General features: G+C 66.1%; 13 protein-coding genes. 3 read left to right on the forward strand and 10 right to left on the reverse strand.

Annotation, left to right across the window (positions count from 1 at the left end):
* From A5780_RS21815 to A5780_RS21830, 5 genes are all read right to left on the reverse strand, one after another.
* Positions 1-3,299, reverse strand: a 3,299-nt coding sequence (locus A5780_RS21815) for a non-ribosomal peptide synthetase (RefSeq protein WP_082976637.1), incomplete at its 3' end; no start/stop codon positions are given.
* A 62-nt stretch (positions 3,300-3,361) separates the two neighbouring features.
* Entirely contained in the window at positions 3,362-4,126 is a 765-nt protein-coding gene (locus A5780_RS21820; RefSeq protein WP_064901674.1) for an amino acid hydroxylase, read from the reverse strand.
* A gap of 26 nt (positions 4,127-4,152) precedes the next feature.
* On the reverse strand, positions 4,153-4,470 hold the full coding sequence (locus tag A5780_RS40125; RefSeq protein ID WP_146102175.1) for a hypothetical protein: 318 nt from the start codon (positions 4,468-4,470) through the stop codon (positions 4,153-4,155).
* Positions 4,437-4,799 carry a hypothetical protein gene (locus A5780_RS39275; protein WP_064901675.1) on the reverse strand — a complete coding sequence of 121 codons (363 nt, stop codon included), beginning with the start codon at positions 4,797-4,799 and terminating at the stop codon, positions 4,437-4,439. The genes A5780_RS40125 and A5780_RS39275 overlap by 34 nt, the downstream gene beginning before the upstream one ends.
* A gap of 135 nt (positions 4,800-4,934) precedes the next feature.
* On the reverse strand, positions 4,935-5,867 hold the full coding sequence (locus tag A5780_RS21830; protein WP_064909439.1) for an SDR family NAD(P)-dependent oxidoreductase: 933 nt from the start codon (positions 5,865-5,867) through the stop codon (positions 4,935-4,937).
* A 364-nt stretch (positions 5,868-6,231) separates the two neighbouring features.
* On the opposite strand from A5780_RS21830, the gene A5780_RS42040 reads away from it, so the two are divergent.
* On the forward strand, positions 6,232-6,849 hold the full coding sequence (locus A5780_RS42040; RefSeq protein ID WP_227463022.1) for a hypothetical protein: 618 nt from the start codon (positions 6,232-6,234) through the stop codon (positions 6,847-6,849).
* A 336-nt stretch (positions 6,850-7,185) separates the two neighbouring features.
* Entirely contained in the window at positions 7,186-7,707 is a 522-nt protein-coding gene (locus A5780_RS21840) for a MarR family winged helix-turn-helix transcriptional regulator (RefSeq protein WP_063009232.1), read from the forward strand.
* Between the two features lie 158 nt (positions 7,708-7,865).
* On the opposite strand, the gene A5780_RS21845 is transcribed toward A5780_RS21840, so the two are convergent.
* Genes A5780_RS21845 through A5780_RS21855 form a run of 3 tightly spaced genes read right to left on the reverse strand, consistent with a single transcriptional unit; the run spans position 7,866 to position 9,899 of the window.
* Complete coding sequence (locus A5780_RS21845; protein WP_064909440.1) at positions 7,866-8,873, reverse strand: hypothetical protein; 1,008 nt, start codon at positions 8,871-8,873, stop codon at positions 7,866-7,868.
* A gap of 55 nt (positions 8,874-8,928) precedes the next feature.
* Positions 8,929-9,381, reverse strand: a complete 453-nt coding sequence (locus A5780_RS21850) for an RDD family protein (protein WP_064909441.1) — start codon at positions 9,379-9,381, stop codon at positions 8,929-8,931.
* Complete coding sequence (locus A5780_RS21855; RefSeq protein WP_064909442.1) at positions 9,378-9,899, reverse strand: hypothetical protein; 522 nt, start codon at positions 9,897-9,899, stop codon at positions 9,378-9,380. Before A5780_RS21855 ends, A5780_RS21850 begins: the two co-directional genes overlap by 4 nt.
* 127 nt (positions 9,900-10,026) lie before the next feature.
* On the opposite strand from A5780_RS21855, the gene A5780_RS21865 reads away from it, so the two are divergent.
* Positions 10,027-10,686 (forward strand): TetR family transcriptional regulator C-terminal domain-containing protein, encoded by a 660-nt coding sequence (locus A5780_RS21865; RefSeq protein ID WP_156769598.1) that lies wholly within the window; start codon positions 10,027-10,029, stop codon positions 10,684-10,686.
* On the opposite strand, the gene A5780_RS21870 is transcribed toward A5780_RS21865, so the two are convergent.
* Positions 10,687-12,291, reverse strand: coding sequence for a bifunctional diguanylate cyclase/phosphodiesterase (locus A5780_RS21870; RefSeq protein WP_231983046.1), 1,605 nt, complete (start codon positions 12,289-12,291; stop codon positions 10,687-10,689).
* A gap of 1,010 nt (positions 12,292-13,301) precedes the next feature.
* Positions 13,302-13,891 (reverse strand): hypothetical protein (locus A5780_RS41190; RefSeq protein WP_197521828.1); only part of this gene is annotated, 590 nt, incomplete at its 5' end.

Genomic DNA, 13,891 nt, shown 5'->3' on the forward strand with positions numbered 1-13,891 from the left:
GACTGCAGACCGTAGACGGGCCGGTCGGTGACGTACCGCAGCAGACCCGAGTAGCACCACGAGAGCGGAACGGCGGAATGCAGGCAGATCAGCGGAGTCCCGGAACCGCTGCCACGCAACGGAAGAACCGGCTCCAGCGCCGAACCGCCGACCGCCACATTGCTGTTCCCGTCGGCCGCCGTGGCCTCGATGGCGGCGGCCAAGGTGTGCACCGTCGGGGTGAACAGCGAGGAAATCGTCACCGTCGTGCCGGTCCGCTCCGACAGTTGCCGGCACAGCTCGACGCCCAGCAACGAGTTGCCGCCGAGTTCGAAGAAGTTGTCGTCCAAGCCGACCCGAGATTGCCCGGTGACCTCGGCGATGGTCTCCGCGACCGTGCGCTCGATCGGCGATGTCGGCGCGCGGAATGCCGGACGCGGCAACGTCTGCGGATCCGGCAACGCGGATCGATCGGTCTTGCCGCTGCTCGGATTGATCGGTATCTCGGGCAGCGGCACCAGCATCGCCGGAATCATGCCGGGCGGCAGCACGGTGCGTAGTCGCGCCAGGACGGCGGTGCGGTCGAAGTGCTCCTTCGCGGCCGCCGTGGGGACGACATAGCCGATCAGCCGATCGCCGAGCGCCTCGGACGTCCACACCCGCACCACGGCCTGATCGACCGTCTCGTCCGCGGCCAGTGCGCGCTCCACCTCGGACGGCTCGATGCGCTGCCCCCGCAGCGAGATTTGAACATCGCCACGGCCGAGGTACTCGAGCGTGCCGTCGGGTTGTTCCCGGACCATGTCACCCGTGCGATACATCCGAGTTCCGGGCTCTCCGTAAGGATTTGCCACGAAACTCTGCGCGGTGATGCCGGGCCGCCCGAGATACCCGCGCGCCAAGGCGTCCCCGGCGAGATACAGTTCGCCGCGGGCGCCGCGTGGCGCCGGGCGCAGCCGGGCGTCCAGTACCGGAGTCTGCACGCCGGGCAGTCCGCGGCCGATCGTGATGAGCGCGTTCGGATCGAGCGGTTCGGTTTGGGTCACCACGACGGTGGCCTCGGTGGGGCCATAGGAGTTGAACATCGGGAGCCGGCCCGCCCAGCGTTCGGCCAATGCCGGCGGGCATTTGTCACCGCCCACGGTGACGGTCCGCAGCGCCGGCAATCGGTCCGGGTCGAGCGTCGCCAGAATGGCCGGTGTAACCACCAGATGGGTGACGCCCTCGTCCTCCATCACCTGCGAAAGCCGCTGTCCCGCAATGATGTCCGGCGCGAGTGCCACCAGCTTCGCTCCGGGCGTGAACGCGGAGAGATATTCGAGCATCGACGCATCGCAGAACGGTGAATGTGCCTGCAACACCACCGAATCGCTGCCGATGCGGTTACGGGTGCGCAGATCGTCGGCCAATGTCGCCAGACCTTCGTGGGTGCTCAGCACTCCCTTGGGTTCACCGGTCGATCCGGAGGTGTAGATCAGATAGGCCGGGTGGGCGGCCCGCAGCGGTCGTATCCGATCCGCGTCGGTCACCGCGGCGGTCGACCGGGCCGCGGCGGCACGGGTGAACTCGTCGCTGTCGAGCAACAGCCAATCGACCGCGGTGCTCTCCAGAGGCGTGCGCCACTCGGTGCGGGTGATGCCCAGCGCCGCACCGGAATCGGCGATCAGCTTCGACACGCGCGCCGGAGGATCGGCGGGATTGACCGGGAAGAACACCGCGCCGGCCCGGGCGACCGCCCACAGCGCCATGACCGATTCCACCGACCGGGACAACGCCACCGCGACAACGACTTCCGGCCCGGCTCCGTGCGCGATCAGCTCGCGCGCCCACTGCGCGGTCGTCTCGTCGAGTTCGCGATAGGTCACCGATCGGTCCGGCCCACTCAGTGCGATCCGTTCACCGGCATCGATTCCGCCGGAGAGCAACTCCGGCAGCAACCGCTGGTGCTGCCGCTGCTGCGGGGCGGCGATCGTGTGGGTACCGGCGACAGCCGCGAACACCTTCTCCGTAGCGTCGGCCCACAGGAATCGGGACAGGCACTCCATGAACTGCTGCCGATACCCCTCCACTTCGTCTGCCCGATACAGCTCCGGGTTGGCGTGGAAGTCGACGACGAACGGCTCGTCGCCGAAGCGGTAGCAGCTGATCGCCATATCCTCCACCGGGCCGGCCGAAAGCAGTTGCGTCCGACCGCGAACGGCGCCGAAGTCGATGCTGTCGGGCAGGCTGAGAACGTTGATCAGCGGGCCGTAGCCGTGGCGACCGGCCCGGCCCACGCCGTGGTCACGGAGCAGGTCTTCGTGCCGGTACAACTGGTGGCGCAGCGCGCCGATCATGTTCAGGCGCACCTGGCGGACGAGGTCGCCCACCGTGCTCTCGGCCACGCCCCGCACTCGCAACGGCACCACGTTGGAGACCATCCCGGCCGACTGCCGCAGCGCTCCCGTGGTGCGACCGGCGACGGGCAGCGACACCGTGACATCGGTATCACCGGTCATCTGCGCGAGAAAGGCGGTCACCGCCGCGACCAGCACCTCGGCCACCCCCGTGCCGTACCGCCGCGCTGCGGCGTCGAGCCGTGCCATGACCTCCGCATCGACAATCGCATGCGCGATATGAGGGTGTGCCGAGGGCGCCGCGTACCGCTCGCTGAGGCGCGTTACGTGATCGAGGCCGGCCAGCTCCTTGCCCCAGTACTCGCGGTCGGCGGCGAACCGGGACGAGGACCGGTACCGCTGCTCGGCCGCCACGATCTCGGTCAGTGACACCGCCCGGCACGGTGCGGGGGGCCGTCCTTCGGTTGCGGCGGAATGTAATTCGGCCGTTCGCTGCAACACCCGAGCGGCGCCGAAACCGTCGACGGCGATGTGGTGGCTGCGCGCATAACAGCGATAACGGCCGGGGCCGAGAGTGAACAGCACCGTCTTCGTGACGTCGTCGCCGGTCAGGTCGATGCCCCGATGATGATCCCGGCTCATCCACTCGTCGGCGGCGCGTTCGGGATCGGGGTGATCACTCAGATCTATGCAGTCGAATCCGGCGTCCAGCTCGTGGTCGAGGTATTGGCGCGGTCGGCCCCCGACGACGGCGAATCGCACATGCGGCGACTGCAATTCGCGCGCGGCGCGGCGGGCGCACTGCTGGAGCAGGCCCAGATCGAGTTCGCCCTGCACATCGGTGTATTGGGAGATGGAGAACGGAACCGAGGGATGTAATTGCTGGGCCAGCCACAGTTCCGACTGCGCTACCGACAATTCGAAGAAGTCCGCGTCCGGAGCCACGCCGTCGTGACGACGCGTGGTACTCGAGAGGTCTACCACCGCAATTCCTTAAATCTCGACGGCGAGGATATCGACGAAAGTGTTTGTGCGAGAAGGCGACATCACGATCCGACCCGCGTCCGGAGAAAGCCCTCTACTTCCGCCGTCATCCGGTCGACCGAATCGGCGACGAAGAGGAGGGGCTGGCAAATGCTGTCGTCGATATCGCTGGTGAGTATGTCCTCGACCCGGAACTCTCGCAGATCCGCATGCACGAAGGACTCCATCTCCGTGACCGAGGACAGAATCGCGGCTCCGTACGCGCGCGGATGACCCTTTTCGGCGACCACGCCGACCTCCAGTGTGAACCAGAACAATCGCGCGATCGCGGCCCGCTCCTCGTCGGAGGTGGCGCGGTTGGCGGCGCGGCCGAAGCAGCGATACAGTTCCGCGAATTCCGGATCGGCGAGTATCACCGCATGTCCGACCAATTCGTGGATGACATCGGGATCGGGCGAGAACGATTGTTCGGTCACCGGCCGCACGTCCGGGGTCGCGTGCAGGATGCCGTCGGCCATGGGGCCGTAGAACAGGCGTCCCGGCTGGCTTCCGATGGCCGGTGCAAGCTCGAAACCGGTCAGGGACCGAAGCGTGCGGGTAACCTCGCTCATCTGCGGTACCCGGTCGGCGGGCAGTTGAACGATGCGAGCGGCGGCACGATACTCCGCACATCCCAGTTCCTCGTGCATGGCCCGAAGCGTCGCGAAAACCCGTGACCAGAGCGCGTCTTCGTCGCTGCTGTAGACGAATTCGGGCAACGGCTGCCCGGGGCGGCATGCGCGGGCGACGCGCTCACGCTCGGAACGAACGTCGAGACCAACCGTCATCGCAATCAATCCTCTCCTCGAGTTGCCTAAAGTGCGCAGGTCATCACCACTCGGAATCGATCGGCGCTGACAATAGGTGCGTTCTGTGTGCGCGAGTACCCCCGGCTATTTCCTGCAAACAAATCGGCGAAGGCGGCGAGCATAAAGTAGAACGCGGCTTCCCGCAATACAGCTCGGGGAATATTGGGTGAAGATTCTTCGCCGTACGCGGACCTGCGCGAAAAGTGAAACGGGTTGTCCGGCAAGCGGAAGATTTCCTGCCCGATCTGTCGCTTTTCTCCCGAAATCTTCATGGCGCCTTCACCAATGTTCAGGCGCCGATCACGGCCGCGAACATCGGCCACGAATCGTGCACGACATTCACGTTCTGGTCGGCGAAGAACGTCGCCACGTCGGTGCGGTCGAGCCATCCCGACCCGGTTTCCCCGCCCTCGACGCCGTCGAGGAGATACAGCGTCGGGCGGGGCGCCGAGGTATCCGCCGGGCGCAGCACCCGCACGGGGACGGACCGGTCCATCGCCGGTGAGTACACGTTCAAGGCGGCCTGCGCGGCGACCGGCGACCGATCCACCGGATCGCCGCCGGCTGACGCGGCCCCCACGGTCGTCGCCGAGAGGAGCAGGACGAAGACCCCGGCGAGCCACCGTAAACCTCCCGCGGGCAGGTTCGGCATCGGCCCCTCCGCTCTTCTCGGGCGAACAACGGTGATCAGTCAAGCTACTACACGGCGAGCGGGGAACTCCCGGTTTGCCGCCACATTGCTGAGCGAGTCTTCTGTCGCTGAGGTCGGCGAATGCCGCGGCCAGGGTCAACGGGGTAGGGCCGGACACCTCAGCGGATCGACGCCGGTGAGGTCGGCGCAGGCGTCCCAGAGCTCGGCCGCGGTGTCGACGTCGGTCATATGGGCATGGGGTGTTTCGCGATGCGGTCGTCCACGAAGGCCGAAAACCCTCGGCCCCCACAGCTCACCACCGGTGATCTCGGCATCGAGGGTGGCTCGGACGATGCTCTCGGCGCCCGCGTGCTTGCCGTGCAGCACAACGCCGGCGGGCAGGCCGCGCAGGCGCTGGGCCGGAGGATGGACGAACAGCGGTGGTCGCGACGGGGTGAGCGAGTCCAGGGCGCCGCCGGGATGGGCGAGGATGCTCGCGGTGCCGGCCCCGCATGCCCGCAGCCGGCGATCCAATTCGAAACCGATCATCATCTGCGCCAGTTTCGATCGCCCGTAGGTGCGTTCGGGCCGGTAGTCGCGCTCCGACTGCAGATCGCCGAGATCCAGCCGCTCCGACCGCGCGGCGAAGCTGCCCACCGTGACCACCCGGCTCCGCGAGGCGGCTGTCAGCCTCGGCATCAGGTGTGCGACCAGCGCGAAATGGCCGAGATGATTTGTCGCGAACATCGCTTCGTGTCCCCGCGGGTTCACCCGGCGCTGTGGGGCTGACAGGAGTATTCCGGCGTTGAGTACGACCGCGTCCAAGCGCTCGACGCCGAGGGCGTCGACGGTCGCGGGCAGTGCGGACAGGTCCGCGAGGTCCAGCGGCACCGAGAGCGGTCGAGCGTGCGGAACGCGCCTCCGGATCGCCTTGATCGCGAGGCCGGCTTTGGCGGTGTCGCGGCACCCGAGCGCCACTGTGGCGCCCGCGGCAGCGAGTTGCTCCGCGACGAAGTATCCGATGCCCGCACTGGCGCCGGTGACCAGAATCGTCTTCCCCTCGGCTCGACAGCCGCTGTGCCATGTCATGCCGGCAACCCTGACATCGTGCTCTTGCACCGCCCTCACGTGCCACTGGCACGCGGGCGGATGTCGTGAACGGTAACCACCGGAAAGCTGACGATCGGCGCGGGGGGATATATTCTCAGGTCGAAGGTTGTATTCGGGGGAATTGCAGGAAGAGATGCGGCGTGGAATTGCGCTCTTTACGAAAAGAATCTTGTGGGAATTAACTTTCCAGTCTGAATAATTAATAGCGGATAATGAAATTCTGGACGCGTTTTAATTACGCGATTTCGACCATGGAAAGATGAGAAGAAGCTATATTTTAGAAACTCAGTGTTGCGGTCCGACATCCGGTCGTACCGTTGCTCGATATTTTCTGGAGTTAGTCATGAGATCGATCTCTTCCCTGGTTCGTGCCGGCGTTCTCGCTCCCGTGGCGGTCGCCACCGTCTTTTGTCTGGCGGCACCGGCGAATGCCGCCCCGGTCAGCGTGAACTGGAGCTGTAAGGGCACCATTCTCGGGATCGGCCAGACCTCGAGTATGACCACATCGGTCACCGGCACCGCGCCGAGTTCGGCGGCCTCGGGTTCGGCGGTGGCCATCACCCTCACGCCGGGTTCCTCGTCGGTGCCCAGTTCGGCGTCCGGCTTCACGGTGAACAACATCAGCAACCTGAAGATGACCTTCCCGACTCCCGCGAATTCGACACTGGTCTCGGCCACCGCCTCCGGGGGGACCGTGGCCGGCACCGTCACCACGTCGGGTGGGAATGTCGTTCTGACCGTGCCCGGTCCGATCGCCGGCGGTACCAGCTTCACGCCGCCGGCGGTGACCATCAACGTCACCGCCGGTACTCCCGGCACGCCGATCACCAGCAAGTACGCGGGGACCAGCTACACGAATCCCGGTATGACCATGACGACCAACGTCGCCTTGGTCGGCAATGTGGCGACCTCGTGTTATCCGAATCCGTCCCCGACCCTCACCACCACATCTGTCAGCTGATTCCGCGGACAGGGGCCACGGCGTGACGGCCGGTGTCCGCGCCGGCGGCCGGTGGTGAACATGCCTGGACCGGGTTGTGTCAGCAGCCCGGTCCAGGTTTCACCCGGGCGGGACGGGTGACTGCTGTTCCTCATAGTGGTTGCCCCGCTTCACGTTTGGGGTACGGGAAACCGTTGGACCGAATTCTGAAATGCACCGTATCGCATGGGTCGGTGTGTCGTACAGTGCATGTCCGACACTGCCCACGGTCGCTTCGCCGGCCGCGGCGGTGCCAGCTTTCGTGATGTTCGTCAGCCGCGGTTCGGCTGTCGTCCGAATCGATTGACAGGAGCACACATGCCCGCTTCAATCGCCCGGCGGCGATCCCGGAGAACAGCCGAACCCGCCCGACTCTCGGTCGAACTCAAAAGGGCCCTGGAGTTCTACCACGGAACCGTCGAGGACCTGGCCCGCGAATTGATCAGAGTGCTGGGTGTGAACGAAACCGACCGGCGTGCTTTGGAAATCGTGCTGGCCGACGACGAGAAGTCGACGACGCCGGGACTGCTGGCCGAACGGCTCGGCATCACGGCTGCCGGCGTCACGATCATGCTCAATCGGCTGGAGAAGCAGGGCTATATCGCCCGCTCGCTGCATCCGACCGATCGTCGTCGCGTGATAGTGATGGCCACCGAACTCGCGGCGTATCGCATACGAGAAATCGTCGTGCCGATGCTCGTCGAGAGTTACAAGATGTTGTCGAGCTGGTACGACTCGCACGAACTCGAAATAATCGCCGACTTTCTCACCCGCGCGGGTGAGCTGCAACAAATCCACCGGCAACGACTGCGCGACGTGGATCCCTACTCGAGGTCCTGAAACCCGGCCGCGAAGCCTCGAGGCCCCGCCCGTTCGGCGAGGCGACACCGTAATGCGCGCGTTTCGCTGTTCGCGGAACTGCCGGAATTCGACGTCGACGCTCGGGCATGTTTTCGGTGTCGGAGGCGGTGTGCGCACCGTTTCCGGCGGTCGGCGCATCACAAGGAAGAAAGCGGTGGGCGGATGCGAACCGTCGACAACAGCGAACAGCGAGTGACAGCAACCGATATCGATGATGAGCCTCGGCGTCGAATTCCGCGGTCGGACGGACGATTCCGGCGGCAGGTCTCGCGCGCGGGAGTGGTCACCGCGTTGGTGACCACGGCGATCGGGATAACGCTCGTGGTGCGAGCGGATTCGGGCCCGCCGGCGCACGTGAACGAGGCGCAGTCGCACCTCGGCGAACCCGCCGTGCAGACTCTCGACTGCGGCGCTGTTCCCAGCGAAGCCGGCGCGGTGAACGCGAGCCCGATGTCCGACGCGTCGAGCGAAATCTCCGTACCGGGCGACGGCGCGGGCAGTACCGACACCACCGCCGATTCCGGAATCGCGCCACCGGCCGCGGATCCCATCGATCCCGGTGCCGGCCAGGCCACCGCAACAGAATCCACGACGGCCACGACGACGGATACCGCGACGGCGGCGTCGGCCGGCGCGAGTTTCTCTGCCACGGCGAGCCTTTCGATCCAGATCTTGCCCGGCGTGCCGGATCCGGGCGCGGTCGTCTCACCACCGATATCCACGGCCCCTACGACTTCGGTGGAGACATCGACGGTGACGGTAACTGCCGATCCGAGGACGGCGACCACGACTGTGCCGGCCACGACGGTGCCGACCGCCACTCTGCCTTCCACGGGAGTGCCGGCCGCCACCCTGTCGACCACCACGACTACGGCACCGGCCGGCACCACGACGACGGCAGCCAGGGGCACGACAACCAAGTCCGCGACAGCATCCGCGAGTACCACGATCGCGGCGAGTTCGACGACTTCCACGTCGCCGGAGGTCGCCACGACACCCGGAGCGACCACATCGACAAGGCCCACAACGACCACGACGTCGGCGACGAAACCTCCGATGCCGACGAAGTCGGCGCGTCCGACGACTCCGTCGATCGCACATCCACCGGCCACATCACCGAAACCCGCAGCGGGATAGGTGATCACGCGATCGTGGGTGCGCTCGCTCGAGCATCGGCGGTTGTCGCCGGATCCTGCGCACCTAAGCCGGCGAATGGGCCTCCGGCTGCCAGTCGTACACGACCGTGGTGCGCAAAACGATGTCCTGCAGCGAATACCGGCGCGGATCGACCACCACCCAGAACAATCCGACCGCGAACATCACGCAGAACACCGCCCGCACCAGAGCCCGCGGCCATCCCACGAGTTCGCCGCCGCGGGTCACCACCCGCAGCCCCATCATCACGGCGCCGACGGTGCGACCACTCACGGCCCAGCATCCGGTGAGATACAGCACCGACACCGCGATGAATATGCCCGTCGACATCACCGCACCGGCGTCCGGCCAGGTGAAATCCTGCGGTGAGAACAGCAGCCGAGCGAACGCCAGGCACAGGTAGATCGCGGCCATGATCGCCAGGACGACGGCGACGTCGACCCCCGATGCGATCGACCGCGTCACGATGCCGGCGGGACGGTGCGCAGGGGCACTCACTCCGCGCCCGATTCGGACGGTGCTCGCCGGAGCAACTTTCCGACGAACCCCGCGACGGCATCGTCCGCGTGCATCCCCTGGCTCCGGATGCCGAGAACTGCCTCCGCGGACATCGAGTCGGTGGATTCGCGGATGATCCGAGGTAGATCGACACCCTCGATCACGCTGTCGGCCAACCCGACCAGATCGACCCGCCCGATGATCTTGTCGACATCGATCCGTTCGGCCACCGCGTCGAGATCCACGTTGTCGACGACGAGCTCCGTGAGGTCGACAGCGCCGACCGCGGTCCGCACGATCCGGCCGACCACCGCACGCAGCACCCGTTCGGTGAGGTCGTCGACGGCCTCCAGGGTGTCCGCGCCCCGCTGTTCCAGCTCCGCGAGCACCGGCTCGACGCCCGGCACCCGCCGCGCGACGCCGAACCCGAAACCCAGCACGCGCCCAGCAGCTCCGCCGACCCTCGCGGCGGCTCCCGCCACCAGGTTCACCGGCCTCGACATCCGGGTGCCGTCCACATCACCATCAAACTCGCTCGATACCGGATAGGTATGCCTTTCGGGTTATTCGGTGTGCGGACGTCGGCCGAGCTCGGCCGGCCGCGGGCGTGGTTCCCGCTGCCAGATCCGGCGGGACGTCGACAGCGTGTCGCTGTCCAGCCCCGGTGGGTTGGTCCAGATCCGGCGAATCCGTTCGGTGGTGTCGAAACGCGGCCATCCGGGGTCGCCGGTCGCCGCGAAGGCGATGAAGGCGTTGCGCATCGCAGCCGAGAGGCCGACGAAGTCCGGGGGAATCTCCGGTCCGATGCTCGATGGGCGGCTGGTCGATCAACTCACCACACTCGCCGACCCGCGCGACGCCGAATCGACTGTGCGCGAAGTACTTCGGAGCATGATCCCCGGAGCAGCCATCGCCGCCGCGGCCGAACCTCGACCCGACGACAGCTGGCGCATCCAGGTGATGGCCTGGCTCGCCGTGGTCAACCGAGCCGCGCGAAATCCGGAGATGTCGGCCCGCCTGTCCGCCGGCTCCGATCGACTCGCGGCCGCCATCGCGGCCGCCCTCCCCGCGACGGCAACCGGCCAATCGGGCGATGATGCGCTGCGCACCGCACGCGGACTCCTGTCCCTCGTCGAGGGCCTCCTCCTGCAACTGGCACGCGGGGACATAGACCCCGGCGAAGCCGCCACGGTGTGTGGTTATTGTGACGGCCATTGGCGTGCTGTGCTCGTTGTCGAGTTGTGGAAGCCGTCGAATGGGCGCGTGTGTGCGCAACGGAAACCCGGTCGGTGCAGGTGCCGGTGATCACTGCTCGTTGTGCGCGGCTATGCCGCGCTGCGTGATGAGTTCGTCGAGGATCGCCTGCACGGTTTGGGGGCCGCTGTAGTGGTAGCCCTGCACCAGCGAGAAGCCAAGGTCGGTGAGCACTGCCGCTTGGTGCGCGGTCTCGACCCCTTCGGCGATGACCTCCATGTCGAGCGCGGTGCTGAGCGCCTTGATCACCCCGAGCAGCGGTGGCGCGGGGGAGTCCGCGGTGATCGCCGCGACGAAGGACCGGTCCACCTTGAGGATGTCCGCTGGAATGGCCGCCAGCCTGCTCAACGATGAGTAACCGGCGCCGAAGTCGTCGATAGCGATGCGTACGCCGGCGTTCCGCAAGGCGCTCAGGTTGTCGATCGCGTTCGGTGACTCGGCCTCCAACTGCGTCTCGGTGACCTCTAGCACCAGCTGCCCAGCGTGCCAGCCGGTGCTGCGCAGAATACTCCGTACCCGATTGCCGTAATCGCTGTCGGCCAGCTCCAGACCGCTGACATTGACGTTCAGCGTGAGGTCGAGATCTGCGACAGTTCTCCGCAGCGTGACTGCGTCCACACAGGCCCGGCGTAGTACGGCCTGGTCCAGGTCGGCAATCAAGTTGTACTCCTCCGCGGCGCGGATCACCTCGATCGTGCTGAGGCCAGGCTCGGTGGCCGAAGACCAGCGCAGCAACGCCTCCACACCGACCACCTTGTCGCCGAGCGGCAGGCTGACGATCGGTTGGTACCGGACTTCCAGGTTGTTGTCTTCCGCGATGGCCCGGCGCAGTTCCTCAGCCAGGGCAACGCGCTGCCGGGATTCCAGCCTGGTCTGGTTGGGACCTGCCTGCTTGGCCCGATACCGGCCCACATCGGCCCGGCTGACCAGCATCGACGCCGGTTCACGCGGCTGCCATGACGTGACGCCGGCGGAGCAGCCGGTAGTTGTCGCCGCGCGCATGCGGTCGGTGAGCCCGACCGCGGCCCGTTCGGTCGTGTCCGGCAGCAGCACCGCGAACAGGTCGCCACCGAGCCGGGCCAGCGTCTGTTCCGGCGTCAACAGCTCACTCCAGGTGTCGGCGACGTGCTGCAGCACCGCATCGCCCGTGGGCTGGTCGAGGTGGCCGTTGTCGTCAGTCTGGAAGTGGTCCAGGTCGGCCAACACCAGCGCGGGGCGTTGGCCGAGCCGCCCGGCCTTGGCGATCTCGGCGTTCAGCAACCGATCGAAACCGCGCCGATTGAGCAGGCCGGTGAGCACATCGATGTCGGCTTCTGCGGCTCTGCGGGCCACAATCGTGACCACCACACCGACCATCACGGTCACCCCGGCCGCGATCACCCCGGTCCACCATTGCAGGTGCTCGCGCGTGCCCAACACCGCCATGCAGCACACCACGGCGAACCCGATCTCCAGGCCGGTGACGTACGTGCTGAAGAAGAACGCGGCATCGCACGCAACGAACACGTATATCGACGACAGCGTGACCGCGGCGGTGTCGCCGGGGAGCCAATGAATGGCAATGGTGATCAGCACGGTCCCGAGCGATACCAAGATCGGGTGCGCACGCACCGGCATCCGCTCACCCACCAGATACACCAGGATGCCGGTGAGCACCGCGACCAGCGCTGCCCCGAACACGACCGCGCGACTACCCGGCCCGTCGCCTGTCAGTGCGGTCACCACGGCAGCGAGCAGTCCGCCGACGAAAAAGAAGGCCCCAGTAGTCCTGGACATAAGGCTCGCTGTTGCCACCACTGATGCCGCCCGCGCCCGAGTACGGGAACCACCCCGGGTTCCGACTCCTCGCATCTCTCCAGACTAGCCACACCATCAGGGTCGGAATACCCAGGTCGGAGCACTAGCCGAGCCTTAACCGGGTACGGCCGGATACGTATCGGGCAAGTGGTCGCCAGCAGAAAGTGCCAGCAGATCTAGTACCAACACCACGCAACGTGTTCGCGCAATGCCATACAGCGAAGCAGTCGCATGTCGATGACCTGCGGCTGCTTCGGTGGGTGGACGTTAGGGGAGCTTACTCGAACACGAAAGCGCAGGTAGATGCGTTGGAGCAGCTGCGTCGGAAGTTGCCCGACCCCAGCGTCACTGTTCCTCCGCCCATTGCGAAGCCCCGAACCGGCCGGACACGCCGACTCGGGCCTGACCAAGTTCAAGAACTCATCACCGGATATCGGAGTGGGGAGACGGTGTACCAGTTAGGCGTCCGGTTCGGTATCGAGCGGCGCACAGTCAGCGAGATCCTCCACCGTAACAACGTGCCGATGCGCCGCCGGGGCCTGTCCGCCGACCAGATCGATGACGCCATCCACTTGTACAACCTGGGCTGGTCCCTCGCCCGAATCGGGCAACGCCTAGGGGTCGACCCGACCACCGTGTTGACCAAACTCCGGCAGTGCGGCATCCGTACCCGCGACACCCACGGACGTCCACGCACATGAAGCGGGGCCGGATCGACGGACGGGAACGGACGTCGCTGTCGCAGGAGGGGTTACGTCCTCGGCAGCGGTGGCTTGGCAGGAACTTTCTGGCCGGACTCCGTTAAACGGCAGGGCCGATCATTTCTCGAAGTCCTAGTGCCGGGCTGTACATCAGAATTATCTCCCACGTTAAAGATTCGCGTCCTTCTCGTCAGTTAGATCGAGCACAAGGGCATGCAGCGTAGACGTGTCGACGACGGGCAGAGCCGAAACTGGGATCTCCAACGTGGAGATCGACCATGCGCGCGCCAGCAATTGTTTGCTCGATCTCCCGCAACCGCATAGTCCCGAACGTGCCAGCGCCCCCGAGCTTTCTGAGGTGAGCTCAATGGCCTCGCACCGTTCTTCGGTACCTGCGACGACATCAGCGATCGCGGTGAGTATCTCGGCCTGTTGGTTCGAATCGGTGATGGTGTGGGCGAGGGTTTCGGCGTGTTCGGTAAGTCGGGCTGCGTGTTCGGGATCGGTCGCGGCCACCGCCCGGACGATCCTGATGAGTGCCTTGGCCTGCCGGTTCGGGTTGGCGATGGTACGGGCGATGGTTTCGGCGCGTTTGGGATTGGTCTGGGCCACCACCCGGGCGATTATGGCGAGCGCGTTGGCTCGAGAGGTTGGGTTGGTGATGGTGTGGGCGATGGTTTCGGCGCGTTCGGTGAGTCGAGTTGCGCGTTCAGGGTCGGTGCCAGCTACCGCCTCGGTGATTCCGATGAGTGAAGAAC

The sequence above is a fragment of the Nocardia sp. 852002-20019_SCH5090214 genome, from assembly GCF_001665865.1.
In the GTDB taxonomy this organism is placed as follows: Bacteria; Actinomycetota; Actinomycetes; order Mycobacteriales; family Mycobacteriaceae; genus Nocardia; species Nocardia nova.